This is a genomic window from Clostridium sardiniense, assembly GCF_019753795.1.
Classification (GTDB): Bacteria; Bacillota; Clostridia; order Clostridiales; family Clostridiaceae; genus Clostridium; species Clostridium sardiniense.
On the sequence record NZ_JAIKTU010000011.1, the window covers coordinates 63,143 to 88,084 of the forward strand.

30 protein-coding genes, 1 tRNA gene and 2 pseudogenes are annotated in these 24,942 nt (G+C 28.5%); 3 read left to right on the forward strand and 30 right to left on the reverse strand.

Translation table 11 applies throughout. From position 1 onward, the window contains the following. Positions 1–2 precede the first annotated feature (2 nt). The 7 genes and pseudogenes from K5V21_RS13650 to fmt form a co-directional block, all read right to left on the reverse strand. Positions 3–851 (reverse strand): ERF family protein, encoded by an 849-nt coding sequence (locus tag K5V21_RS13650; protein ID WP_221861738.1) that lies wholly within the window; start codon positions 849–851, stop codon positions 3–5. 192 nt (positions 852–1,043) lie between these two features. After that, complete coding sequence (locus tag K5V21_RS19550) at positions 1,044–1,118, reverse strand: terminase small subunit (RefSeq protein ID WP_307495301.1); 75 nt, start codon at positions 1,116–1,118, stop codon at positions 1,044–1,046. A 6-nt stretch (positions 1,119–1,124) separates the two neighbouring features. Continuing rightward, positions 1,125–1,432, reverse strand: a pseudogene (locus K5V21_RS13655) (manganese catalase family protein); the annotation flags it as partial. Between the two features lie 379 nt (positions 1,433–1,811). Continuing rightward, positions 1,812–1,886 (reverse strand) — tRNA-Tyr (locus K5V21_RS13660). Positions 1,887–2,233: 347 nt separating this feature from the next. Then, positions 2,234–2,437, reverse strand: a complete 204-nt coding sequence (locus tag K5V21_RS13665) for a hypothetical protein (RefSeq protein WP_221861739.1) — start codon at positions 2,435–2,437, stop codon at positions 2,234–2,236. Positions 2,438–2,447: 10 nt separating this feature from the next. Next, entirely contained in the window at positions 2,448–2,951 is a 504-nt protein-coding gene (locus K5V21_RS13670) for a GNAT family N-acetyltransferase (RefSeq protein WP_221861740.1), read from the reverse strand. An 89-nt stretch (positions 2,952–3,040) separates the two neighbouring features. Then, positions 3,041–3,995 (reverse strand): annotated as a pseudogene (gene fmt / locus K5V21_RS13675) (methionyl-tRNA formyltransferase). Between the two features lie 438 nt (positions 3,996–4,433). Between fmt and K5V21_RS13680 the strand changes: the two are divergent. Continuing rightward, the gene (locus K5V21_RS13680) at positions 4,434–4,616 is read left to right on the forward strand and encodes a tyrosine-type recombinase/integrase (protein ID WP_221861741.1); all 183 of its coding nucleotides are present in this window, start codon (positions 4,434–4,436) and stop codon (positions 4,614–4,616) included. Between the two features lie 642 nt (positions 4,617–5,258). Here K5V21_RS13680 and K5V21_RS13685 read toward each other — a convergent pair. From K5V21_RS13685 to K5V21_RS19770, 3 genes are all read right to left on the reverse strand, one after another. Beyond that, the gene (locus tag K5V21_RS13685; RefSeq protein ID WP_221861742.1) at positions 5,259–5,588 is read right to left on the reverse strand and encodes a histidine kinase; all 330 of its coding nucleotides are present in this window, start codon (positions 5,586–5,588) and stop codon (positions 5,259–5,261) included. Positions 5,589–5,744: 156 nt separating this feature from the next. After that, a complete protein-coding gene (locus tag K5V21_RS13690) occupies positions 5,745–6,452 on the reverse strand; it encodes a hypothetical protein (protein ID WP_221861743.1) in 708 nt (235 codons plus the stop codon). A 101-nt stretch (positions 6,453–6,553) separates the two neighbouring features. Next, positions 6,554–6,961: a DUF5658 family protein gene (locus K5V21_RS19770; protein WP_221861827.1), complete on the reverse strand. Its 408-nt coding sequence runs from the start codon at positions 6,959–6,961 to the stop codon at positions 6,554–6,556. A 312-nt stretch (positions 6,962–7,273) separates the two neighbouring features. On the opposite strand from K5V21_RS19770, the gene K5V21_RS13700 reads away from it, so the two are divergent. Further along, positions 7,274–7,735 (forward strand): hypothetical protein, encoded by a 462-nt coding sequence (locus K5V21_RS13700; protein ID WP_221861744.1) that lies wholly within the window; start codon positions 7,274–7,276, stop codon positions 7,733–7,735. Between the two features lies 1 nt (position 7,736). Next, complete coding sequence (locus K5V21_RS13705; protein WP_221861745.1) at positions 7,737–7,970, forward strand: hypothetical protein; 234 nt, start codon at positions 7,737–7,739, stop codon at positions 7,968–7,970. Between the two features lie 120 nt (positions 7,971–8,090). On the opposite strand, the gene K5V21_RS13710 is transcribed toward K5V21_RS13705, so the two are convergent. The 20 genes from K5V21_RS13710 to K5V21_RS13805 form a co-directional block, all read right to left on the reverse strand. Then, the gene (locus tag K5V21_RS13710) at positions 8,091–9,050 is read right to left on the reverse strand and encodes a GH25 family lysozyme (RefSeq protein WP_221861746.1); all 960 of its coding nucleotides are present in this window, start codon (positions 9,048–9,050) and stop codon (positions 8,091–8,093) included. 78 nt (positions 9,051–9,128) lie between these two features. After that, complete coding sequence (locus tag K5V21_RS13715) at positions 9,129–9,620, reverse strand: cobalt ABC transporter permease (protein ID WP_221861747.1); 492 nt, start codon at positions 9,618–9,620, stop codon at positions 9,129–9,131. Positions 9,621–9,635: 15 nt separating this feature from the next. Beyond that, positions 9,636–9,851 carry a BhlA/UviB family holin-like peptide gene (locus K5V21_RS13720; RefSeq protein WP_221861748.1) on the reverse strand — a complete coding sequence of 72 codons (216 nt, stop codon included), beginning with the start codon at positions 9,849–9,851 and terminating at the stop codon, positions 9,636–9,638. Positions 9,852–9,900: 49 nt separating this feature from the next. Further along, entirely contained in the window at positions 9,901–14,862 is a 4,962-nt protein-coding gene (locus K5V21_RS13725) for a hypothetical protein (RefSeq protein ID WP_221861749.1), read from the reverse strand. Between the two features lie 36 nt (positions 14,863–14,898). Then, positions 14,899–15,279 (reverse strand): hypothetical protein, encoded by a 381-nt coding sequence (locus K5V21_RS13730; RefSeq protein ID WP_221861750.1) that lies wholly within the window; start codon positions 15,277–15,279, stop codon positions 14,899–14,901. 65 nt (positions 15,280–15,344) lie between these two features. Then, positions 15,345–15,608: a hypothetical protein gene (locus K5V21_RS13735; RefSeq protein ID WP_221861751.1), complete on the reverse strand. Its 264-nt coding sequence runs from the start codon at positions 15,606–15,608 to the stop codon at positions 15,345–15,347. 16 nt (positions 15,609–15,624) lie between these two features. After that, positions 15,625–15,969, reverse strand: coding sequence for a DUF6711 family protein (locus K5V21_RS13740; RefSeq protein ID WP_221861752.1), 345 nt, complete (start codon positions 15,967–15,969; stop codon positions 15,625–15,627). A gap of 17 nt (positions 15,970–15,986) precedes the next feature. Then, complete coding sequence (locus tag K5V21_RS13745; protein ID WP_221861753.1) at positions 15,987–19,553, reverse strand: hypothetical protein; 3,567 nt, start codon at positions 19,551–19,553, stop codon at positions 15,987–15,989. 40 nt (positions 19,554–19,593) lie between these two features. Then, positions 19,594–19,902 carry a Gp15 family bacteriophage protein gene (locus K5V21_RS13750; RefSeq protein ID WP_245000729.1) on the reverse strand — a complete coding sequence of 103 codons (309 nt, stop codon included), beginning with the start codon at positions 19,900–19,902 and terminating at the stop codon, positions 19,594–19,596. Positions 19,903–19,915: 13 nt separating this feature from the next. Beyond that, positions 19,916–20,290: a hypothetical protein gene (locus K5V21_RS13755; RefSeq protein WP_221861833.1), complete on the reverse strand. Its 375-nt coding sequence runs from the start codon at positions 20,288–20,290 to the stop codon at positions 19,916–19,918. 12 nt (positions 20,291–20,302) lie between these two features. Then, on the reverse strand, positions 20,303–20,770 hold the full coding sequence (locus K5V21_RS13760; RefSeq protein ID WP_221861754.1) for a phage tail tube protein: 468 nt from the start codon (positions 20,768–20,770) through the stop codon (positions 20,303–20,305). 8 nt (positions 20,771–20,778) lie between these two features. Then, positions 20,779–21,165, reverse strand: coding sequence for a minor capsid protein (locus K5V21_RS13765; RefSeq protein WP_221861755.1), 387 nt, complete (start codon positions 21,163–21,165; stop codon positions 20,779–20,781). Continuing rightward, positions 21,165–21,548 (reverse strand): minor capsid protein, encoded by a 384-nt coding sequence (locus K5V21_RS13770; protein WP_221861756.1) that lies wholly within the window; start codon positions 21,546–21,548, stop codon positions 21,165–21,167. Before K5V21_RS13770 ends, K5V21_RS13765 begins: the two co-directional genes overlap by 1 nt. Continuing rightward, positions 21,548–21,874: a hypothetical protein gene (locus tag K5V21_RS13775; RefSeq protein ID WP_221861757.1), complete on the reverse strand. Its 327-nt coding sequence runs from the start codon at positions 21,872–21,874 to the stop codon at positions 21,548–21,550. The genes K5V21_RS13770 and K5V21_RS13775 overlap by 1 nt, the downstream gene beginning before the upstream one ends. 2 nt (positions 21,875–21,876) lie before the next feature. Further along, positions 21,877–22,239 carry a head-tail connector protein gene (locus K5V21_RS13780; protein WP_221861758.1) on the reverse strand — a complete coding sequence of 121 codons (363 nt, stop codon included), beginning with the start codon at positions 22,237–22,239 and terminating at the stop codon, positions 21,877–21,879. Positions 22,240–22,277: 38 nt separating this feature from the next. Continuing rightward, entirely contained in the window at positions 22,278–22,547 is a 270-nt protein-coding gene (locus tag K5V21_RS13785) for a hypothetical protein (RefSeq protein ID WP_221861759.1), read from the reverse strand. A gap of 14 nt (positions 22,548–22,561) precedes the next feature. Then, entirely contained in the window at positions 22,562–23,467 is a 906-nt protein-coding gene (locus tag K5V21_RS13790; protein WP_221861760.1) for a capsid protein, read from the reverse strand. Positions 23,468–23,490: 23 nt separating this feature from the next. After that, the gene (locus K5V21_RS13795) at positions 23,491–24,105 is read right to left on the reverse strand and encodes a hypothetical protein (RefSeq protein WP_221861761.1); all 615 of its coding nucleotides are present in this window, start codon (positions 24,103–24,105) and stop codon (positions 23,491–23,493) included. Between the two features lie 131 nt (positions 24,106–24,236). Continuing rightward, the gene (locus K5V21_RS13800; protein WP_221861762.1) at positions 24,237–24,620 is read right to left on the reverse strand and encodes a hypothetical protein; all 384 of its coding nucleotides are present in this window, start codon (positions 24,618–24,620) and stop codon (positions 24,237–24,239) included. Between the two features lie 129 nt (positions 24,621–24,749). Continuing rightward, the gene (locus tag K5V21_RS13805) at positions 24,750–24,941 is read right to left on the reverse strand and encodes a hypothetical protein (RefSeq protein WP_221861763.1); all 192 of its coding nucleotides are present in this window, start codon (positions 24,939–24,941) and stop codon (positions 24,750–24,752) included. Position 24,942: the final 1 nt, after the last annotated feature.

Below are 24,942 nucleotides of genomic sequence, written 5' to 3' on the forward strand. Positions count from 1 at the left end.
TCCTAAAATTCAAAATCTTCTTCTGTATGTTTTTCCGCTTCTTCTTGATACTCTTCGTGTTGTTTCTTTGTTTCAATATCTTTTTTCTTTTTATTAAGCATCTGAATACATATATTTAAAGCTGAATTAGGTATATCTTCAACTTTATTTACACCAGCCCATGATAAAAATTTTCTTTTATCTACTCCAGTTTCATCTATTAAATTATTTATAGTCATTACACTTGCTCTATTTATTTTTTGTTTTCCTGCTTCTGCATCTGCATCAACAGCTCCTCCATCTATAACATCTGTTTCAGCTATCTCAAAAGCCATCATATATAAGTATCTTCTTGAAAAACTTTGAGTACCTCCTATATTTTGTATTGCACTACACCCTTTTAAAGTTGCAATCTCCACAGGTGTTGACCATTCTCTAAATATATCTGGGTTATCAATATCTCTAATATATAACCAAGCTTGTTGTGATGTAAATTTAAACTCTGTATATAATCCAATCTTTAAACAAACATCATTTATATGAGGTAAGAAATCTCCTAATTCAAAATATTTATAGTTTGCGAATTTATTATATCCTGTTTTCTTAAGTTCTCTATTTTGCAGTTCAACTCTAGCTTGTTGAATTTTTTGATATATATTAAATTCATTTGACTTCAAATTATCTAGTAAATTATTAACATCAATATTTATATTATCAAATAAATCTGATACTTTATCAAAGCTATTGCTTGCATCTATTATATCTATCTCATCATCTTGATTTAACCTTATATTTTTAATATTAATTCCTAATTCTCTTATTGCTTTATTAATTTCTTCAATTTCTTTTTTTATTTCAATAAAATCATTCATAATAATCCTCCTATATTAAAAATTTGCAAATAATGATTTACCAATAAGTTTTGCTTTATATAAATTATTATTTGCAAATTTAATTAACATTACTCTATTGATTTTATGTTACTTAAGCTTTTTTATACTATTATTCTCCATTATCCTATATCCATTAGATAATGATTATTCATAACTACACTCATATGCTTTCTAATATGCCTTAGCAGCATTAAAATAATTTATATAATAAATGCAAAAGCGCCTTTTCTTATCAGTAAGTTCAATATTTTCTAATACATCTTTTACCTCCTCATCATCAGTTAAACTTATAAGCCATTCATAAGTTGCTCTAGATTTTTTTCTAAATCCATATCCTCATGTAAATCAGCTATAGCATCATCTTTTGTTTGAATATAAGTTGCTGTCCATGGATTTCCTTGAGCATCAGAATAATATAGTTCTTTACCATGATCTGTATAATGCCCACCAAGTCCAGCCTTTTTTAACTCTTTAACTGACGCATTATCCATTAATTGATAAATTATAGTACCAGTCATTTCTACATGAGCCATTTTTTCAGTACCTAAATTATTTAATACATCATACATACTTTATCTTTTTAGAACATTAAATAGCTAGAAAAATATATTATTCAATTTAAATAATTTTGTTAAGTGTTTCATAATTCCTAATTATATAAAATAAAAAAGCACTTATATTTATACAAGTACTTTTAATATTTTCTGCCTTTTATAGAACAGAGTAATAACCTTAATTGTTGATACAATTCATTTATACATATGTAAATATAGATTTATTCATAACAAAAAGAACCTACTAAATCAATTACTAGGTTCTTTTCTTTATAGACTTAAACTAATAGCACATGTAATCCCTATTGTTAGTCTCTATCTTGCTATACGCGTTACAGAACTGTATTAAACTCTATAATAGCATATAGTAACTAAAATATATTGATGAAGATAGCGAGATTTGAACTCACACCCAATAGGATTTATAACCTATTCACTCTGCCACTTGAGTTATATCTCCAAGAAGTAGGCTCTTACACCTACTATTAAATCATACATAGTGGTCTGAGAAATTATATAAAAACTAATAAACAATTATAAGTTTGGCCTTATTTATTTCTACATTTTATTATTTCCCATAAATTAATTTTTTTATCCCTATTTTTATCAATAATAGGATGAATACTAATGACATTTAATATCCATACATATATATACTAACATAAACTTTTTGGTATTAGTTGAGTGTAAATTGGGTATAAACTGGGGGATTTTTATATTTCCAACCTTTCTCGTTTACACCTGTCTATAAATATAGTTTACCTAATTTATTTATTGCATCCTACCTTATTTCTTTTCTAACGTAATCTACATTAAATCATAAAATGGATTCTGCTTGATTCCAAAATATATATTTCTATTAGTATATTTAAACTCTATTAGTTTTCTCTCATTATCGTTCATTCTTTTTACTGTACTATCTATTTGATCATTAAGAGTTCTCTTATTATTTAACTCTATTGATAATTTTCTTATCTCTTTTTCCTTATTTATAATAGTCCGTAATAACATATTATAAATATTAATACTCATTTTTTAAAATTGACATTACTATTAATGACTCATATTTATTATTATAAAAAATACATTCTCTTAAAACTCCATCTTCTTTAAATCCTTCCGATTTATAAATGTTTTGCGCTCTAATATTTTTTACTCTTACATCTAACCATACTCTATTAGCCTTTAAATCATTAAAGGCTAGACTTTTTACTAATTTTAATGTTTCTTTGCCAAACCCTTTACCTTTTTCACATATTACAAACCGTCTAAATTCTATACTATTATTTTTATTTTCAATTCCTGATATAATTAAATATCCAATAGGTTTCTGTGTAGCAGATTCTTCAATAATTATATGTAAAATGTCTTTATTAACTAATGAATTAATGTGTTGATCTTTTGTCCATTGACCTATATATTGAGCATTTTCTTTCTGTTGTTCTGCATTAATAACAAATTCTAAATCTTCAACTTTAGTCTTTCTCAAAATTATATTTTCTGATTCTTTTATTATATATTTCATATACCAAATTCTCCTTATATATTATGAACCAATAATCATAATATTCTAGTCCTATTCTAGTCCTATAATAGACTATTAATAAATTGTGATTATAATAATACAATGCCTTTTTCTATTTTATTTCCTTTTAAAAATTCTTTTACCTCAAGAGGTTTCCCCCCCTGGAAACTGTAATATTTCTATAATCAAAATACCATTACTGGTGGCGACTCAAATTCCTTCATTATTTGCATCTATAATATAACCATGTGGTTTAATAATATTTGCCTCTAATGACTTGGATTTGAATATTTTAATTGGAATATCTTTATAATAAGTATGAGAAGTTGGCCATGAGTTTATATTTTTATATGGCTAAGAACTCAATCCTCTTATTAAATTATGTATTTTAATACTACTATCATTCCAATTAATCTTTGCCATTTGCTTGTTTAACATCTGTACATAAGAACTTCCATCACTGGGTTGTTTTATCCCACAAATTTTACCTGTGGCAATTCCATTTATTGTTTCCTCTAACAGTTCAGCACCGTTTATTTTTAATAAATTGTACAATTCTCCTGCTGTCATAGATTCAGATATGTTAAACTCACTTCTCATAAGCATATCACCTGTATCTATACCAGTATCCATTAGTATAGTTGTATTTCCAGTTTTTGTTTCACCATTTATTAAACTCCAATTTATTGGTGCTGCCCCCCTATACATTGGAAGGCGAGATGCATGTAAACAAATACATCCAAGTTTTGGTATGTCAAGTATTTGCTTAGTTAAGATTTGACCATATGCTACAACAATAATAAAATCAGGATTTATTTCTTTTAATTTATCAATAATTACAGAATCTGTTCTTATTTTTTCGGGCTAAAAAATTTGAATTTCATTCGATAGTCCTACCTTTTTGATTGGCGAAGTTACTACCTTTTTCCCTCTTCCACTTGGTTTATCAGGTTGTGTTACAATTGCACTTACATTATATTTCTCTATCATTTTCTTCAATGAGGGAACTGCAAAATCAGGAGTTCCCATAAAAACTATTTTCACTATTAACACCTCCATTTAATACTACAAAATATATTTTGTAGTTATTCATTAGTTGTACAACATTCTACCACTATATGTTAATTATAACGTATTTAGTAAATACTATACTATTCAATTTTCAAAGATCAATTTTTCTTAACTAATTCGCTTAATCCTTATATTGCTAACTTTTTAATTTAGTAGGCTATATTTATATCACCTCTCTTTTAATATTTGATTTTTATGGTGCTCTTTCTTTTTTGTTTTAATTTAATAATCATTTACGAGTAAATGTATTAAGAATATATCTTCGAAAAAATTCTTAAGACTATATTTGAATCTAACTTTCTTTTTAATTCCATCAATCTATATTCCATTTTCTATACACCATTTAACAGTATTCTTATTAATAAGCAACCTAATAAAAGAAAAGCCTTATGTATTTTAGAAAAAACTATAATGTATTACTATCTAAAAAAAGATAGTTATTATCAAATTATTGTATCATTAGCTTTAACTTGTGGTCTTAGAGTTGGCAAAATTATGGGATTAACTTGGAATGATATAGATTTTAAAAATAATTCTATACCTATAACTAAGCAATGGAAAAAGAGAAAGGATGATTGTTTTTGGATTCACTGATGTAAAGAGTAAAATTTTAATAGAAGAGTTCCGTTACCTCCTAGTACTAAAAAGATATTATTGAAAATAAAAAAATCTCGACCTTTAAATATAGATCAGAGATTAATAACTGAAAAAATTTCTGATATATGTAGACCTGATAAGTATGAGAACAAACTTAGATAAACAATTACGTAAAAATTTAATACATGTATATATACTTACGCAACAAAACTTATAGCAAATGGATTAGACTTTAAAACAGCTGCCCATATACTTAGTCACGATGTAGAACAAACTTGAGAGTATATTCACATATAACAGATTAAATGTATAATAAAGCAGCTGAATTAATATCTAATTTATTTTAAATTTTTACCGAATTTTTGATAAATCGCCTTTTTAGCTGTTTTTCAAATTTAAGAATGGCTTAAACACTGATATTCAGAGGTTAATTCCAATTATTCATCACATTATCCCACATAACAACTTTGTGAGTAATAAAAATTTATATAATCTTATAAAACTTAGTTATTTCAATGCTTTAGTAGAACTATATAAGATATATAAAATATCTTTATTTGCATAGTTTTATAATATATTTTTGACGAATTTTTGACGAATTTAATAAATGTTTATGATAATCTATTAAAAGACTATATGTTATATATAGTCTTTTTTGTTTACATCTATTAATAACTCCATACTTCTGGCACCCAAGTTTATAATTTCGCTTAGCTTTTCAGATTGTAACTGTATTATCTTTTCTAATTTTATTATTCTATCCTCTAACCTTTTTCTTTCTGTAGGAGACATTTTATCTAATTTTACGCCCTCAAGCTCTCTTATGTATGAAGGTGCAAACATAACTCCTGGAACTCCCTTGCAAGGAGTTAATACCCCTTCACTTACATATCTCCTTATTGTTAATTCAGTCTTTTGCCATCTTGAAGCTAAATCTTTAACAGTTAAGAGTCTTTCATTATTACTCACTTGAACCACCTCGTATAATATTTATAATATATTATTTAATTATACTAATGTATAATATCTCAATTTATGTCAATAATTAAAATGCAAATGCATTAAAAATACCATTTAATCTCACTAAAATAAAAAGACTAGGAGTTAACCTAGTCTTTTTATTTCTTATTTACTTTCGAAATATACTTCATTTAAACTTGCTATATCAATTGTTTCTCCATCTTTTAACTTACAAGTTACTGTCTTAACTCCATTTTCTCCACTAGCATCTAAAATTTCATTTACTGTTGGTACTCCATTATTATAAACAACAAAATTTCCTGACCCACTCTTAGCAGTTGCAACATATTTCCCTGGTTTTATATCAATTCCAACTTTCCATGTTCCAGTAGTTAATTTATCACTTACTTTTGTTTGTGCCGGAGTAAATCTTACTTTATTTATACTGCTTATTTGAATAGATTCTCCTTTAGTTAAATCACAAGTTACTGTCTTAACTCCATCTTTTCCAGTAGGATCTAATATATCATTAACTACAGGTACTCCACCTTTATTAACTACAAAATTTCCTGACCCATCTAGAGATTTACAAACATATCTACCTTCTGGTATATCACTTCCAACATCAAACGTTCCTGTTGATAAAGTAGTTTCTTTTGCAGTTGAATTATCTCTACCTTCAGTCTTCTCATTTTTAGGCTCTTCTTTTTTATTATTAGAAGTATTTACTTCGTTTTTACTAACATTACTATCTGATTTTGATGAAGTGCTTTTATCAGATTTCCCCCCTGAACCTATAGCCCCTATTATAATAATTATTACTATAAGCCAAAACCACCACTTTTTAAAAATTGATTTCTTTTCTTTCGCCATTATTATTCCTCCTTAGTAGTTATAAGAATATTTTACCATGAATTATATTTCTATTATGTAAACAGTTTATTAAAACAAAAAAGATGCCCTATAATAGCACCTTAAATTATATTTAATATTATTAGATATAAAAATATATATGATATATGCATTAAATTAATTATACAGTAAATACCTAATGCTCCATTCAATATAAAATTAGATATTAATAACTGCTTATTTGTTGCATTAGTCATTCTTTTAATTAAGTAATATATAAGTAATCCGACTAAACCTACCTTAATAAAAATACTTATTAAAGGATTTTCTACTATATTAACCATAATTCCATTAACTTCTTTAAACAAGCCTGTTTTTAATAAAATTAAAGTAAGTATTATGTCACTTATATTTAAAATATATAATAATTGTAACTTCTTTTTTATGTTTGTATATGAATACCCCTTTATAAATAAAAATAAAAAAATAAGACAACACTCCTTTATAAGGAGTGTTGTCTTAAATATTATATATTATTCACTTTTCTTTGATTTTTTCTTCTTAAATAAACCACAATAAGTTTGATATTATTTATATAAAATCACTTTAATTATAGTAGTACTATCTATATTTTTCATTCACGACCACAATTTAAACATTTAACATAACCTTTCTTGTTAGTAAGTCCAACAACTGCACCTATTATTCCGCCAATGCATCTACAACTATAATCCCCTCCTATACTCAACTTTTTATTTTAATATTATTTTCACCATTTTGTAATGTATAAATATCCCACAAATGCTACAATTAGCATATATCAATAAAAAGGGGGATTAATTATGAAATTATCAAAAATAAGTCTATTCACTTCAACTCTTATAGTTTCATCAGTTCTATTTACTCCAATTTCATCATTCGCTAGTGAAATAAATCCAGTACATACAATAACACCAAGAGCACATATTACAGGTGGTGGTGGAGCCCTTAGACCTCAAACATCAAAAATACTTTATTTATCAAAATATGAATTAGAAAAATATTATGGTAAAAAATTCACTTCAGGAAGTAGTACAGCTGATTATATAGTCTCTGCACTTATAGGTGTTAAAAATGCACAATTAGGATTTTTTACAGGTCTTACTTTTGCTATGGTAGATGAAGCAGTTAATAGAAGAGCTTCTACTCTAAATAACATCAAAAATAATATTTTATACAAAGGTGCTAGAGGAATAAAACTAAGCATGAAAGGAAAACCATCTGGATATCCTGTTCTTAGTATAACTTTTGATACATGGTGGTAATATGAATAAATTAATGCAAAATAAATATCTACAAATCATCTTGAAAAATAAATATATTTATTGGATAACAGCTATAATTATCGCAATTATAATTCCCTGGATTATATTCCAAGCCAATCCTATAGAAGGTGGAATTAATAATTCAAGGGCAGGAACTTGGTCAAGATTTTCGTCTATATTAATAATTTGCTTATTTTCAATAATATCAAAACAGAATAAGCAAAATAAGAATTAATAAAAACCTCATTCTTTGTTGAATGAGGTTTTTGTTTTCTTCTATTCTTTAACTTTTAAATTATTATTTTTTTATTTTATCCTGGTATATATATTTTAATAAATTCCTTATTAAAATCAATTATTTAATATATAATGATTTCCAAGTATCTCTTCCAACTATACCATCTACACTTAATCCTTTATTTCTTTGCAGATTTTTTATAGCTTGTGTTGTCCCTGCTCCAAAACTTCCATCTGCACCACCATGATTATTTAAAGATGTATATCCTCTGTTTAATAATCTTTCCTGTATAAGTCTAGTAATATTCCCTCTAGCTCCTTGTCCTACAATAACACAAGCATTTAATGTACTTTCACCAAAATATCCATCAACTTTTAATCCTGAATCAAATTGTCTATTTAATTCAGTTTGAAGATTTTTCACCTCTTCTCCATTTATACTTAATTCCCATAATTCTTTTTTATCTGATGTAGAAGGTTTTTGAACTGGTTTTGTCGCAGAATTAATAAATATTTCTTTTGTAAAGTTATTTAAATCGACTTTGCCTTTAACTCCTTCAGTTGTCCCATTTTCTGTATATTGATGTCCTATAACCCTAAAGCCATTTTCCATTGGTTTATTTACTCCATAATGAGCTATCCAACCAGGATATTTTTTAACCCTACTATCTAAGTTATCTCTTCCAAAATATCCACCTGTATAAATCATACAATTTAATCCACTTAAATCTTTAAACTTATTAAGGAACTCTATACATCTATCTGAAATTTGAGTTCTAGTTCTTCCCTTCTTATTAGTTTCTATATCTAAACAAGGTAGTATATTAAACTTTTTTCCTTTTATAGCATTCCAAAAGTCTACAGCTTGTTGACTAGGGCTTGTATTCTCTGACATAAAGTGATAAAATCCAATTTCTAACCCTGTATTTTTAACTCCATTATAGTGTTCTTGAAATAGCGGATCTATATATTCTACTCCTTCAGTTGTCTTAATAATAACAACTTCTATCCCACCTTGTTTAACCTTATTAAAGTCCACTGTCCCATTATGCATTGATATATCGATTCCTTTTAACATTTAACATTCCTTCTTTCGTATTCTTATATATTTAAATAATTGTTTTAACTATAATTTTGTAAACTAAAAGAGCAAAGATTATTGTCCTTGCTCTACTGGTACAACTTGTGATATTCGATTTAATTTATTTTTAAGTTCTGCATTTTCTTGCTCTAAAGTAGTATTTTTATTTATTATTTCTTCTGCTTGTTTTCTTAAATTATCATTGTTTAACATTTCTTTACCTTTATTAACTTCGCCAGCTATAGCTTGGCGTAGCATTTTTACCTGCTCTTCTGTTAAATATGGTATCTTTTCAAGAAGTAATTTATCGAACATATCAGATTTAGATTTAACTAACTCTTTAATATTATCTGTAATTCTATATTTTTCTTCTACTATATTCCATACTTGCTTAGCAGTTTCTATTTCTTCTACATGCTTATCTAGTTGTAACCTTTGCTCTACAACATCCTTTTTCTTTGCTATATACTCTGTTGATACATCTCCAACGCTTTTTATAATAGCTACTAGAATCCCTACAACTCCTATCGCTACAGCACTTAATATTGGGTCTAATATTTTATCCATGTTAATTCCTTCTTTCTATTCATTTTTATTATTAAAAAGATGCTCTTTAATTGTATCTACATCTTCTTTTATATCTTCTACAATGTTAAATTTATCTGCGAATTTATTAATTATTTCTTGAAGCTTATTCTCTCTTTCTCTTGCTTCTTTTCTTGTATCCCATAATAGCCATACAAAAAGAGCTGCAAATGCTCCTTGTCCTATTATCTGTGTTAGTAATTCTTTTTCCATTTATGCACTTTCTTTCTGTTTAAATTTTTATAACTAAAAAAGACTAGAATTAACTAGCCTTTTCCATTACTTCTAACCTATCTCTTTCATATCCTTTTTGTTTTGCTGTTATGGTCCAGTCGAATAACGTATTTGGTGTTCCTCTAACTTTAAAATATTTCTCTGTTTTTTCTACAACTCTTACATATGTTAATTTACCATTACTAGCAAACTCTCCTATTGGAGTTGCATCTATTTTATATCTATGTTTTGTATTTACAGTTGATAAAAACTTATTATCAAACCAAATAATGCAATCACCGTTATTGTCTGTCCTATTTTGCTCTATAGCCATATCTGTAAACCAACATTCTGTAGATTCTACCGCATTTAGTGTTAAATCTCCATATATAGTATCTACTATTCTATTCTTAGAACCTCTTACACTTAAATCTCCCTGTATTCTCATGTTTACTCCTACTTTAGTCCATATATCCGAAGAACCTGCTTTTGCCCAAAGATATGATTCTCCATTGCCACTTGAAAGACTAAATCCGCCTGGAAAGAATTCAGCATAATAATACTTTTGATTCCATTTAGAAAATGCAGCTCTATCTGAACCTAAAAGCGCTGTAACATTTCCAGTATCAGTATCTTCAATTTCAACCCCATGCTTTGCTTTTAATATAAATTTTTTAGTAGTGCTTTCAAAAAAACTATTTCCTTTGTTATCATCAAGGAATATTTGTCGTCCATGCAAGCAAACATCTTCATAAATAGCAATTGGACATACTTCTCCACGTACTTTATATTTATCAAAGATAATATATGATTTAAGCCTACTAGCTCCGCTATCTAAATAGCCATCAAAATATCCGATATCTAAAAAGCTATTTTTATAATTTACAAGCTCAATACCTGGCTTAGAATTATCTTTTGTTTTAACTACTGAGGTTAATGATCCTATAAGTTCTCCATTATTGTTAAAGTTGTATAAATCTATTGAATTATTTTGTATTTCTATTGCTTTTAATCCTGTAGCATTAGAAAAAGTTGTTACACCATTGAGTTCTATTTTACTAGCATTAATTTTTACACTTTCTGCTGATTGATTAATTTCAGATATTATAGATCCTTTATCTGTCTTTTTATTTACTTCTGTTTTTATACCATTTAATCCAATATTTAAACTAGATAATTGACTTTGCATAGAACTTACTGTACTTCCATCTGCTTTAGTTTTTAATATACTTTGTACACTACTAACTGTAGCATTTATATTATTTGTTTTTTGTGTAAAAGTACTTTCTACTGTATTTATTTTTTCTGTTACTGTTGTTATATTATCTTTAATTTCTTTATTAGCATCTTCAGGAGCTGGAGTCCAATCGGTAGGCTTAGTACCCTTTTCAAACTTTGCCCATTCCAATGCAACTTTACCTTCTCTATTCCCACCACTAGGATACATATATGCAGCAAATTTATATACTCCAGTTTTTTTAGGAATAAATAAAGCATATTTAGTTTCATTTGAATTTACAGAAAATATATTTATTGAAACACTTCCATAACTCCAAGTATCTTCATAAATAAAACAAGTTAAAGATTTACCATTATCTGAAGCAACTTTGTCTATATGCCCCATAATTGAAAAACAATAAGTTTTATCTTCTTCAAGATGTATAGTTAATGTTCTTCCAAATGAACCATAGGCACTTGTTTCAGCATTTATATATGAATTAGGGATTAAATTTCTCCCTCCAAACTCTATATTATTAACTGTTCTATCTATATCACTTTGGCTCACCTTAGTAGATATTTGCCCCTTCAAAATATTTATACTGCTTTCTGCATTGCTAACTCTTGTATTTACTGTTGTTATCTGTGCATTAGTATAAGTCTTTGCATTATTTAAAGCAGAATTAGCTTTATTTTGAGAACCTTGTGTATCTTCTATTTGCTCCCACGAACTCCAAGCAGTATTACTTGTACCATGCCTTTGATACGTTGCTGTACTATTGCTTCTAAAAGTTTGCACTGGATACCCACCACTAGCATCATTCCATGGAACTTTTGTTTCAAGCGTTCCATATGGATTTCCACTTGCTGATATACCGACAGTGTTTGAATACTTAAATTCTGTTATAAATTGTCTAGAATAGTGTTGCATATACCATTGTGGACTCTCATTAGTGCTTCTTGTATCAGGAATATTTCTAGCACCTACTATAGCTTGTTGCTTAGCAGTATTTGTATAGTTATTTGCACTATTTATAGCATCTGTTTTAGCGGTATTTATTTTATTAGTTAAGCTATTAGTAGTATTAGTTAGATTAGTTGTTATAGTTTGTGTTGTACTATTTAAGCTATTTACACTCGCTTGTAAGCTATCCTTAGTTTGAGTTAGTTTAGTAGATACATCATTAATTTTATCTGTAACTACTTTAATATTATCTATTATTAATTTATCTGTATCCTCTGGTGCTTGTGTATATTCTGAACACTTAGTACCTTTTTCTATTTTTAAATTTCTATAATCCAAATAAACATCTATACTAGTATCTAAAGCGATTATTAAAGCTTTATTAGTTGTACTAGGTAACGTAAACCCTTCTAACTTAATTCTAGTCCATTTATCTTTTAATAAAGTGACCTTTTCCCATTTTTCATTTTCAAAATTAAATCTAGTTATAACTGAATTTTTAGGAACTCTAACATCTAAAGACATAGAATATAAAGTTTTTCTGTCAGTTATTAATTGTTCACTCATCCTATTTCCAGTACAAAAATAATATAAAGAAACTGCTTTTCCACTGGCTGGAATAGCTCTATAAAACTTTCCTGTACCATCGCTTTGTAATGTAGAAATGCCTAATCCTATATTATTAGCATCAAACTTAAGTAAATTTGAATTTAATACTAAATTTCTTCCACCTATTTCAATAGCTTTAATACTTTTATCTATATCAACTTCTCCTACTTTAGTATTTATTTGCTCTTTTAGTATATTTATTTCACTTGTAGCTTTACTTAAATTGCTATTAGTTGTTCTTATTTGAGCTGTAGTAAATTCTTTAGCACTATTTAAAGCATTATTGATATTACTGTTTATAGTAGTTGTAGCCTGTGTAAATGTCTGATTATCTACTTTTAAATTAATAACATTATCCAATGCTTGTATTGAAGCTTTTTGAGTTGATAACTCCTTACCATGCTCTGTAATAATATTTTTCTGTGTAGATAGTTCTACATCTAAAGTTCTATCCCCTACAGTAACCTTAGTACCTTTAATAGTTTCAGTACCATTATTATTTACTTCTCTTATAACACTATTTATATCTAATTTATTACCAGCTATATTAGCATTATCAGCTACTTTATTATTATCTATAGAACCATTTGTAATACCAGCATTATGAACTCCTTCAGAGTCAAACATTATAGTCTTACCATCTTTTCCCCTTATTAGTAATCCATAATCTGTTATATTATCTTGTTTTCTATATTCTCCTAAAATAACTCTATTAATATTATCTCTATTAACTAATAGTTGATTGCCCACAATTTGAATAGATCCATTAGCACTAATTATTCTAAATTTACTTGTACTTATATCTCCTGCTCTAAGTTTATTTACATCAAGTGAACTTATTTGAGCTGAACCAATGGCACCATCTGCTATTATTCCACTCCCAGCAGTTATTGCATTTGTATGAAAATTCTTTGCTGTAAGATTTCCAGCAAGCTGATTTTCTACACTAAGTGTTTTACCTTCTAAAATTCCAACTCTTTCTACTGCTACATTAAGCTCATTTACATCTGCCTTTCCAATAAGAGCATGAGTTAATTTAGATTCTAAAGCTGTTAAATCTTTAGTCTTTATAGTTTTTATATCTGCTCTAATCCCTGTTAAATCTTCAGTATATAAAATTTGTATTTTACCATTTAAAGCATTTAACTCATTCATATCTGCTTTATCAATTAATGCTTTCTTTATAGTAGCCTGTTCTATAGCATAGTTTTCCATAGCCTGTGTTATAGAACCTTTTCTATCAAACTTACTTTCAGCCTTTGTTTTTCCTGTTGCTTTTATTTCACTTGATATTGATCCCTTATAAGTAAGCTTCTGTTCCATTATTAGCGTATTATAAACTTTACCGTCTAAATCAACTATAGTAACTCTATCTCCTGCCTGTACTGCTGGATTACCTTGCCACTTTAAACTATAAGGCATATAAGAAAACCCTTTATACTTAGTATAAAGATCATTTAAAAATTCCTCAGTAATTACTGGATTATCAATTTGTATTTCTCTTCCTATATCTACGCCTTTACTAAAAGTTTTTTCTCCTCTTTTAGCTGTTATCTTTTCTATAGTATACTCTTTGTCATTATTTTCAAAAGTAAAGAATATATCTGGAGTTATTTTTAAGCCTTCATTTTTATAAGTGCTTATTTCTAACTCACCAATTCTATTAAATTTAGCAAAACACCCACAAAGAGTTGCTATAATTCCTACAGCTTGTCTTAAACTATATCCTTTTATTTCTTCTATAGAGTAATTAGGTAAAGTAGAATTACAAGTTATTTTAACTTTGGAACATATCTCTTTTAATACAGCATTAATATTAGCTGGATAACTTAAATCAGAAAAATAAGTTCCTTCTAGCTTAATCATATTATCTACACACTCTAATTTAACTTTTTTATTTTTATTTGTTACATTAGAGACTGTATAGATTCCTAATGGTATATATTCTATAGCCTGATCTATTTTCAAGCCTATATATGGCTTAACAGTAGCATTATCAAATATTTCATATTCATCTAAATTAAATAGATTTATATTAAAACTATTAGAAACAACAGAACCTAGTGAAAAGTTATCTCCCGGATTAACACTTTCCTCTAGGCTCATATCTATTATTAAATCATCATTATATGTTTTATCTCTTATTAATACTTTACTTACAAAACCTCTTCCACCAAGTTTATTTATTTCTTTTTTATATTCATCTGATACCTTAAACAAATATTAACCTCCTTCCTTTAAAGATTAATATTTTAATTATTCTTCTAGCATAAAATCTATACAGATCATTTCACTTGCAGTCATATCATACCCGCTTAACAAATCAAGATTAAACTTATGTGCATCAATTTCAACCTCAATATCTTGTAAATCCTTCATATCCTTATTCCAATTTTCTTTTTCATCATCTTTAATAGCATAGTTGCCATCTTCTATTTTAAAATTACCTTCTTCATCTTTCTCGCAATATTTATCTACTATCTTTTCTCTTTCTTTATTGTAGTGTTTTAATTCACTTTCTATCTTTCCAATATTTTTACCTATTGCATAAGATACCTTTACAGGTAAACTCTTACCACTAATTTCTCCTAGCATACCTACTTTTTCTAATATCTCTTTATTTTTTAACTTTGTCATATTCAAATCCTTCTTTCTTTAATTTATTTAATATAAAAAGAGTCTACATAATGTAAACTCTTAAACTAAAATACAAAACAATTTAATCCTTTTGCTACCTCATTTGCTTTTGTTCTAAATTTTTGTACTTCTGCTGCAACTAAAGCTGAATTAGCTTTAAATAAATTCATATCAATTACATAAGTTTGTATATTGGCAACTCCATTTTCTACTAAACTACAATTCATATTCATAATTTGTTGTTTCATTCCATTTGTTTCTATCTCTACAGCTCCATTTAAGTTTGTAGTTTCGCTTACTGTACTTGTTACTTTTATTTCATCTGCCATTTTAAATTCCCTCTTTCTATTTTTCTATTAAATTAAAAGATAGACCTAACCACATATTATTTTTAAAATTAAATGATGGTACAGATCTATCACCTGTATAAAATGTTTTTGAAGTTTGTCCCTCCATTGGATCTGGATAAGAAACCGAAAAATATACATTACTTATTACATTTAATATTGTTTTTATCTCATCAGATGTTAATGGGCCCCATTCACATTCTAATTTTCTAGTAACTCTTATTCTATCTCTAAGCATTACACCTCTTGCATTTCTATTAGTATTTTCCCCATCCAAATCCATTATGTTTACTTTAAAACTTTTAGGGGCAGTAACTTCTACTCCATTAACTATTAGGCTCAATCTTTTACTACTCCTTTCTATATTTCTAGTAACAATTCTCCTGATTGTCTATGAACTTTATTTATAGCACTTATAGCAATCTTTCCAAAATCAGTATCATTTATTCTTAGAATTATATCTCCAAATTCTTTAGAATCTGTGCTGTTGCTGATTCCTGCTCCTTTATTGTCTTTACTTTCCTTTATAGCTTCAATAATAGCTTCCTTTAATTTATCTAAATAATTAGAATCATTAATATTTTTATTATCCATATTAGAATTTTGTCCGAGCATTGTTAAATCAGGTTGCTGCAATAAACTACTAGAAGTTAATAATATATTATTTATTCTTTCAGTAAGTTTATTAGCAAGTAAATCTAATCCTTGTGTATTGTTTTCTAAAGGCACAACAGCTTCTGTACCTGCTTCACCAACTACAGCTTGCGTAGGTCTATCAACTACACCACCTTTAGCCAAGTAAGTCATTTTAGGTATATTTACTCCAAAATGTTTTCCTCCAACGCCTGGAATCCATGAAGGAGCATCAAAACTAATAGTATTCAATCCATCAATACACATATTGATAAGTCCTATAACTGCATTTAAAGGTGCTTTTGCTATTCCACCAAGAGTATCAAATATCCCTCCAAATATATTTCTAACCCCATTCCATGCCCTAGACCAATTACCAGTAAATACTCCTGCAATAAAATCTATAATTCCTCCAAATACTCTTCTTATACCACCGAATATATTACTTACATTTCTTAGAAAGGCATTAAGTAAATTTCCCAAAGCTCCAAATGATTTACTCCAATCTCTTTGGAATACTGATTGTAACCAAACTTTAAAAGCATAAAAAATAGCTTTTATTTTAGCCCATATAACCTGTGCCTTTACTTTAATAACATCCCAATTTTTATATAATGCAACTCCAATAGCTATTATTGCACCTATAGCCACAATAGCTATTCCTATAGGTGATGTTAGAAATGCTATCGCAACCCCTAAAGCAGTTGTAACTCCTGTTGCTATAACACAAACTGAATTCCATGCTACTGTTGCAGCAGTCATTGCTATTTGAGCTGTAGTATCTGCTATTTTAAGTCCTGTATTTATTACAAATTGTCCAGCTTGCTTAATTAATTCAAGTGTTCCAGTCGCTAATGCAACTATGAAATCTCCCGCATATAGACCTATCAATGCTAATGTTTCAGCTTTATCTGCTATCTTCATTCCTATATTTATTGCAAATTGCTTTGCTTGTCCTGCTAATTCTAATGCACCCCTTCCTATTGATGCTAGAAACTCTCCTGCATACATAGCAGTAAGTTGGATAGTCTCTAGTTTATCTGCTAATTTCAACAAAGTACATTCTTTTAAAACTTTAGATATACTTCCAACAGCACCTATCACACCGCCAGCTTGTTGGATGAATGACATTAGTTTCATTGTTTCCCAAGCTGCAAAAAATAAAGTAACTGTTGTTATCATTGAATCTAAAGCTGGTTTTCCTTCACCCATTAACCAATCTATAAGACTGCTAAATGCATCTAAAACAGTTCCAACTACATCTGCCACTTTTGCGATAACTGGTGCTATACTATCATCAAACCACATAACAAAAGGAGCAACAAAATCTGTATAAATATATCCAGCTAATTCAAATATCTTAGCTCCTAACCTTACAAATCCTTTAAATAAATGACTTCCACCATTATCCCAAACATATAACAAATTCTTTGTAGTATTTTTAAGTACTCCAGATATTGCATCTAAAACTTTCATAAATGTTTTTGCTACTCCTGGTCCAACTTCTCCCCATACATCTCTAAGTGAATCTCCCATGTGCTTTATAAGAGTTAGTACATTTATAAAGGCATCTGCTAAAGTTTGAACTATATGTGTTCCTACACCCCCAGCATTCCAAGCATTAGCAAAAGTTGTAGCAATATCTCCTATAATATTAAATATGTTCTGTAATATTTGAAGAATAACAACGAGTATTCGTTCTCCAGTTCCATTGGTCCATACTTCAAGAAAACTCTTACCTATACTTTTTATAAGATACCATATCCCATGTAGTGCATATTTTATACTTTCAATAGTTGCAGCTCCTTCTCTTGCCCATGCTACTTTAAAAGGTTGAAATACTTTTGATATTATACCCTTTAATTTTGCTACCATATCATTTATTTTTTTCATAGCAGCACTTGCAGGACTTAAATCTACATTAGGAGCAACCATAGGAATAGGATCTATTCCTCCACCATCTTTTGGTGTTTTAGGTTTCTTATTCTTATCAGTATCTTTTGGTAAACTTAATTTATTAATTTCATCAAATCCAGCTAAAGCACCTTTTATCTTTTTCTTAGTCTTTTCTGCTGAATCTCCTATCTTATCTACTGCTCCTGAAGTCTTTTTACCTTGCTTCTCCATATTTTGCATTGATGCTATAGAAGCATTCATACTTTTCGCAGCCCCAAAACTAGCTTGATATGTTTTACCAAATAAAGCACTTACAAAAGCTGCTATATATGCTGTAACATTTGCTAAAGCACTCATCAAAGCATTAAGGGCAGGTAGAACAGCTTGATAAATTGGCATAAAAGCAACTATTAAATTACTTCTAATTTGTTGTAAACTATTTGCAAATTGTGCATTTGTCATTAATGCATTTCCTATATATCCTGCGACTGCTGATATACCTTTCATAACAATAGGAAACACTATCCCCCATTTAAACATGCTATCAATAAACATTCCTGTAGCACTTCTAGCACCATTCATATTCTCTCTATATCTTCTTGTATTATTATTAGCACTTTTCAGACTTCTACTTGCACTCTTTGCAACACTAGCAGTTCTTTTAATACTGTTATTAGCTGAATTTACTCCGTTGCTAGACCTTTGAGCCGCACTACTTAATCTCTCAAATTCTGCATCTAAATCAGCAAGTTTAAATCCTGTTTTATCACTTTGAGCTGTTAACTTATTTATAGCTGTTTCTGTTTTTAATATTTGCTCTTGTATTCTATTTTTTCTAGCTTGATTAAATGTACTATTATAAGTTTGTCTTAATCCTGCTAACTTCTCTTGTTGTTGCTCTATTCTTCTATTAGTTATCTCTAGACTATTTGTTAGATTTTCTATTTGTGCTCTTACACTTTCCAGATTTACACTTGAGTTTACTTTCGGTTGTGGTGGACCTCTAGTAGTAGGTGGAGAACTCGTTCTAGTAGAAGTAGGATTTATATTCTGTACAGGATTAAAGTTTATTGGTACTCTAATCTTTTTAGCATTATTCATTATACTTTTTATTGCTTCTAAAGCACTTGCCTTCATTTCTTGTATAGACTTTAATACTAATTCTTTATTCTTTTGAATACTGCTTTTTATAGTATTATCTATAGAGTTTAATGATGTTTTAATTGCTTCTGTCATTGAATTAGTTAAACTACTAAAATCAATTTTGCTTGTTATTCCTTCTAAACTTTTACTTATCTGATTACCTATCTTTTGAGATATTTCTTCAATTTGCTTTTCTGTATCTCCACCGAGTTCTAAGTCTAAAGTAATCTTTCCTACTGAATCATCACCTGCCAATAATTTCACCTACCTTTCATAATAAAAACAAGCATCTAGTTTAACTAAATGCTTGTTTAAATAATTCTTGTATTTCTTTTATCTGCTGTTCTTTTTCTTCATCTGTCATTTCTTCTAATTGCCTATTTCTCCAATCATCTCTAATTTTATGTTGCTCCTTAGTAAAACTCTTCAATATATTTTCATCTTCTTCACTTCTTATAGAAACAATTTGACCTAGTGGAGTTTTAGGCATTATTCCACTAAGTAGGGTACAAAACTCATCCCAACACATATCAGATTCATTTCTAAGTCTTATCCCGTATTGAGCTGTAAATGAAGCATCTATAAGTTCCCAATCTTCATACAAATCATACCATTGACTATTTTTCTTCTTGTTGAAATCGCTCTACTTCCTTTTTACTGATTTCCTCAATTTCTTCTAATTCTAAATTAGATATTGCAGCCATTATTGCATTAATTATAGTATTGTAACATTCAAAACTTAATTCTAGGCTTTCTATATATTCAAATGCTTCCACTCCTAAAGATGCTTTTATTATCTTTTCTAACATCTCTATTTCATTAATTTCTTCATCTTTATTCTTTGATTTCTTATTTTTATTCTGTTTAACCAAAGATTGAATATATATAGCATTATTTTTACTATTATTTATTTTATACTTATGATCTTCGTCTATTTCTAAAATTGGTTTATCATTAACCAACTTATCCATTATGTTATATACTTTTGCCATAACTTACTCCTCCTAACTTCCTACACTTGGTGACACTGTTGCTGGAATGAACTCCGGTTTACCATCACCTTTCAAATCAAATTCAAGTGGTGCAACCTTTGTACTATCATCTCCACCTACATTAGTTACATTTATTACACAATTAAACGCAAGCTTTGAACCATCAGGAAAACCTATAGAACCTTTTGTGCTACATTCAAGCCCATCTTTCCATGCAGTTGCAGCAACATAATCATTACCTAGATCTCCTACACTTCTTTTTCCTTTTAAAGATATAGAGAAACTCTTACCTGTCATTAAACTTCTTGCCCATCCATTTGTTGTCATAGGTGTCCAATCTTCAACTTTACCATCTATTTTTATACCAAAGTTCTCCATATCAGAAATTGTAACCATGTCTTTATCTGTACTTGCTAGACCTTTTGTACCAATTTTAAAATCTAAATTATATACTGGAAATACTCCTGTAAATCCTGCCATATTATTACCTACCTTTCATGTATTATATTTACCTCTATCACATATTCATATATACCATTCTTATCTGTACCAACGCCTATAGACTCTGATGTTCTCATATCAAATTTAATAATTCTTTTATTGCCTATAACTGCATTTTGACCAAATAAACTATTATATACTTCTTGTGCTTTTTGTTCTGCTGTATTAGCATTTTTACCCCAATGGACTAATATAGAAATAGCCTTAGTAGAATAGCTTGTATTTACTAATCCACCTAAGGCTATATTGCTTTTAGCACCTTGAATACTGTATATTCCTATACACTGTTCCTTAGTTCCATCTATTTTACCTATGTACCATTGAGGGCATTCTATCTTTGTTTTTAAATATTCTCTTACTTCACTTAGCAACATTATTTAATCAATCCTTTGCTAAACATTTTTAAGAATTTAGAATAAGTATCTATTACAAATTCTTTATTATCTCCATCAACATAAGACTGCATCCATCTGCCTTGTGCATTTGGATTTTTATCCTGTCTAAAATTATATTCTGGATGGTAATATAATCTTCTTGCATAAGGTGTATCAAATATTATAGATGTTTTACCTTTATCAACTTGTGATAAATCTACAAAACTACTTCGTTCAAGCTCTCCTGTATCTTTAGGAACTACGGCACTTGTTTTTATATCACTTAAAACAGATTCTGTAGTCATTTCTAAAGCCTTTTTTTGAGCTTCTGCTAAAGCCTTTATCTTAGTATTATCTAAATTAATTTTTACTTTGGCTTTCATTATATCAACTCCAATTCAGTAGAAAAGACTGAACCATCTGGATTTCTTGGCCTTGAAGATTTATAAATATCCTTTTTAAGTTCTCCAATCTTAATATATCCTTCTATTAACTTATCTGGATTAATATCACCTTCAACTATCACAGTGCCACTTAAGGTTACAAGTCTACGCTCCGCATCAAGTGTTTGCCTACTTTTTTCATTGTAATTGCATAGTCCATCATAAATTAAATCTTCTACAGGCTCTCCATCTTCATTAATAAATGTTTGATATATCTGTACTGGAGTATTTAGAATCCATTTAGGAAATGGTAATTTAACTCCCATAACTATAACCTCCTACTATTTAAACCTGTTTGAGATATATAATTAATAACTTCTTTAGTAGTAGTTATTCCATTCACAATACTTCCGTTAAAACTAACAGATGTACTACCAACTGAATATCCACTTAAAGGCATATTAATAAATTCACCATATTGCTCTATAAACTCTGCTTGTAAGCATATTGCTTTCTTAATTTTATCTTGTTGAAATGGAGATAAGTTTTTAAATTCTATTCCTATTATTCTGTTATAGGTTAGAGTATCAACCTGATCTGATGCTCTTTCTAATTTATTTTCTAAAGTATCATCATTAAGAATTTTACCTTTAAATTCATCCTTGTAATATGAACTATCTACATAAGACATATTCTCACATCCTTATAAAGAAAAAGAAGTCCTAAATTCTAAGACTTCTTTAACTCTTTATTTTCAGCTTTAAGCTTTTTATTTTCTTCTTTTAATTTTTCGTTTTCTTGTCTTAAATCAATCAGTTCATCTTTTAATGGATCTAACTCATCTTTTAACTTTCTATACTCTTCATATGAAACAGACTTTCCTAATCCACGCTCTATAACTTCATCTTCATCATTTAATATGTCATAGCCTTGTTGTTTATATAAATCTTTTTCAGATTCTGCTATAGTATAAACTTTATTTTCTTTACTTGCCTTCATTTATATGCTCCTTCCTAGGCTTCTGATTCTGCATTAATAGCAATACCACAAGCTTTATTTTTTATTAGGAATGTATCTCCGTAACTTCTATTTTGGAATACATACTTATCTGCTGTTCTACTATCTGTACCTGGAGTAAATACTTTAATATAAGAATATTTACTTCTTGTTACTTGGCATGATGGATGTATAAGTATTATATTTATTTGCTTAGCATCACTTGCAGGAACACATCCATTTGTAAAGTCATACTTTGTTTTCATTCTTGAACTTGGAACCTTAGTAATAGTAACATCATCTAATGAATATACTCTTCTATCTATATTTCCATTATTTTTATTAACATCAATATTTCTTGTTAATCCTTCTGCATTTTTTAGTAATTTGTTAATAGCTGGTGTAACATAAAGTATTCTACCTTCACTTGGAACACCTTCATCATCCATCTTTTCCATTTGAGTATCAAACCAATCTAATACATTTGCTGTAGTTAAAGCTGTATTATCTATAACAGCACCATTTGATTTATATGCCTTAGCTTCTGCATAAAGCTTAGAATATCTATAACTATCTTTCTCTGGTATTGCCTGTTCTGTTTCAAAAACATTTTGAATATTAGCCATCTCTAATGTTAAGTTTGTTTCGTCAACATCCATTGGATCTATTGCAAATTCAATATCTCTATCATGAGATAGTTTCTTTGGTTCCCAATCATTTGACATTGAACCTGTATTAAATCCCATAGCACTTCTATTATGATCCTTATAGCCACTTACTGTAATATTAGGTAGCTTAATAGTTTGAGCATTCATAAATTTAACTTGTGGGTTAGATTGCTCTAATGCATATGAAGTTAATTCCCTTGCATATTTTTGTTGTAATTGTCTTTCGAATTGTTCAGCATAACTGTATACTGCCATTTAATCATCTCCTAAATTTAAAATTATTTATTTCCAAAGGCTCTTGCTAATACATCATCAACATTTCCTTTTTGTTTTTCAGTACCAGCACCAATTTTAAATCCTTTGCTTTCATCTTCATTATTCTTTTGTTGTTCACCTTTAAAGCTTGGATATTTCTCTAACACCTTATCAATAGCCTGTTCTATTGTAAGTTCATCATTAACCATAGCTTTAGCTAATATAACAACATCATCAACTGAACTTGCTATAACACCTTTAGATAAGCAAGTTACTTTAGTTTCTGCATTTAACGCTCTTTCTTCTGCATCTTGTTTAGCCTTTTCCGCATTAGTTAAAGCTTCATTTTTCTTTTCTTCATCTGTCTTTTGGCTTTCCTTCCAATCTTGATACGCTTTAATCTCATCTTTTGAGAGTTGACCTTTCTTTTCTCTTGCAACTCTATCTTTTATTAGCTTATCTACATCAGCTTGAGTAAAAGTGTTTTCTTCTGGTGTAGTTTCTTCTGCTCCCTCACCTTCTCCACCTGTACCATCAGTTGAATTAGTTTCTGAACCTTCTCCACCACTTCCTGCTCCATCATCAGCAGCTAAATAGATTCCTAATCTTTTTCTTAAATTACAATTTACTATAAACATAAATACCTCCATTTATAGCCTGTCGGCTGTTAATTCCATGCATCTTTTAACGCCTTAAGCAAGTTTTGGGCAAAATAAAAAGCCTTAGATCTTTCTAAGACTTTTTATTTTCATTTCCTATTTAGATTATTTTACCTATCTATTAGCTTAGGTGTTGTATCAAAGTACATATTCTCTGATAGATTATTACTTGTGATTTTAATTTTATAACTTCCAGCATCATAAACATCATAGGAAAAAGTATTACTACCAGAATAGTCTTTACTTTTAATTTCAGTTCCATCTTTATATAATTTAATATTATATTTAGAATTTGATGGAGTTAGGTTTGTAATACTAGTTTTGATTGTTTGGTCACTATAATTTTTCTTTTCAATTTTAAAATCTCTAGATTGTCCTGGCGTTAAACTATATGTCGCACTTGCTGCTAAAGCAGTACTTCCTATTCCAAATACCATCATTAGTGATAAAACGGATGCTATTATCACCTTATTTAGCTTTTTTCTACTTCTCATAAAAACCTCCCTAAATGTATTTATATTCATATATTACCATTTATTTTAAATTATTTCAAGTTTTTCCTAATATTTTATTAATTATTTTAAGCTAATAAAAACACCTACTTTTTCATATAAGTAAGTGCTCTATATTACTTCTATAGATTTTATTTCATTTTCATATACCTCTATTCCATAACCTTCTTTAGCTATTGAAATACTATCTATCTCAGGCTCATTATCTAACGCTTGAGTATATTCATCACATTTCCCTTTTATTATTTGATTATCTATGCAAGTAACTTTTATGTTCTTTCCTACATACTCCCATAATCTCATC

What these genes read in the sequence shown, in the direction of transcription:
- K5V21_RS13650 (WP_221861738.1), bottom strand. Translation starts at nt 851, where the DNA reads ATGAATGATTTTATTGAAATAAAAAAAGAAATTGAAGAAATTAATAAA.
- K5V21_RS13665 (WP_221861739.1), bottom strand. Translation starts at nt 2,437, where the DNA reads ATGTTATTACGGACTATTATAAATAAGGAAAAAGAGATAAGAAAATTA.
- K5V21_RS13670 (WP_221861740.1), bottom strand. Translation starts at nt 2,951, where the DNA reads ATGAAATATATAATAAAAGAATCAGAAAATATAATTTTGAGAAAGACT.
- K5V21_RS13680 (WP_221861741.1), top strand. Translation starts at nt 4,434, where the DNA reads ATGTATTACTATCTAAAAAAAGATAGTTATTATCAAATTATTGTATCA.
- K5V21_RS13690 (WP_221861743.1), bottom strand. Translation starts at nt 6,452, where the DNA reads ATGGCGAAAGAAAAGAAATCAATTTTTAAAAAGTGGTGGTTTTGGCTT.
- K5V21_RS13700 (WP_221861744.1), top strand. Translation starts at nt 7,274, where the DNA reads ATGAAATTATCAAAAATAAGTCTATTCACTTCAACTCTTATAGTTTCA.
- K5V21_RS13705 (WP_221861745.1), top strand. Translation starts at nt 7,737, where the DNA reads ATGAATAAATTAATGCAAAATAAATATCTACAAATCATCTTGAAAAAT.
- K5V21_RS13710 (WP_221861746.1), bottom strand. Translation starts at nt 9,050, where the DNA reads ATGTTAAAAGGAATCGATATATCAATGCATAATGGGACAGTGGACTTT.
- K5V21_RS13715 (WP_221861747.1), bottom strand. Translation starts at nt 9,620, where the DNA reads ATGGATAAAATATTAGACCCAATATTAAGTGCTGTAGCGATAGGAGTT.
- K5V21_RS13720 (WP_221861748.1), bottom strand. Translation starts at nt 9,851, where the DNA reads ATGGAAAAAGAATTACTAACACAGATAATAGGACAAGGAGCATTTGCA.
- K5V21_RS13730 (WP_221861750.1), bottom strand. Translation starts at nt 15,279, where the DNA reads ATGACAAAGTTAAAAAATAAAGAGATATTAGAAAAAGTAGGTATGCTA.
- K5V21_RS13735 (WP_221861751.1), bottom strand. Translation starts at nt 15,608, where the DNA reads ATGGCAGATGAAATAAAAGTAACAAGTACAGTAAGCGAAACTACAAAC.
- K5V21_RS13755 (WP_221861833.1), bottom strand. Translation starts at nt 20,290, where the DNA reads ATGGCAAAAGTATATAACATAATGGATAAGTTGGTTAATGATAAACCA.
- K5V21_RS13760 (WP_221861754.1), bottom strand. Translation starts at nt 20,770, where the DNA reads ATGGCAGGATTTACAGGAGTATTTCCAGTATATAATTTAGATTTTAAA.
- K5V21_RS13765 (WP_221861755.1), bottom strand. Translation starts at nt 21,165, where the DNA reads ATGTTGCTAAGTGAAGTAAGAGAATATTTAAAAACAAAGATAGAATGC.
- K5V21_RS13770 (WP_221861756.1), bottom strand. Translation starts at nt 21,548, where the DNA reads ATGAAAGCCAAAGTAAAAATTAATTTAGATAATACTAAGATAAAGGCT.
- K5V21_RS13775 (WP_221861757.1), bottom strand. Translation starts at nt 21,874, where the DNA reads ATGGGAGTTAAATTACCATTTCCTAAATGGATTCTAAATACTCCAGTA.
- K5V21_RS13780 (WP_221861758.1), bottom strand. Translation starts at nt 22,239, where the DNA reads ATGTCTTATGTAGATAGTTCATATTACAAGGATGAATTTAAAGGTAAA.
- K5V21_RS13785 (WP_221861759.1), bottom strand. Translation starts at nt 22,547, where the DNA reads ATGAAGGCAAGTAAAGAAAATAAAGTTTATACTATAGCAGAATCTGAA.
- K5V21_RS13790 (WP_221861760.1), bottom strand. Translation starts at nt 23,467, where the DNA reads ATGGCAGTATACAGTTATGCTGAACAATTCGAAAGACAATTACAACAA.
- K5V21_RS13795 (WP_221861761.1), bottom strand. Translation starts at nt 24,105, where the DNA reads ATGTTTATAGTAAATTGTAATTTAAGAAAAAGATTAGGAATCTATTTA.
- K5V21_RS13800 (WP_221861762.1), bottom strand. Translation starts at nt 24,620, where the DNA reads ATGAGAAGTAGAAAAAAGCTAAATAAGGTGATAATAGCATCCGTTTTA.
- K5V21_RS13805 (WP_221861763.1), bottom strand. Translation starts at nt 24,941, where the DNA reads ATGAGATTATGGGAGTATGTAGGAAAGAACATAAAAGTTACTTGCATA.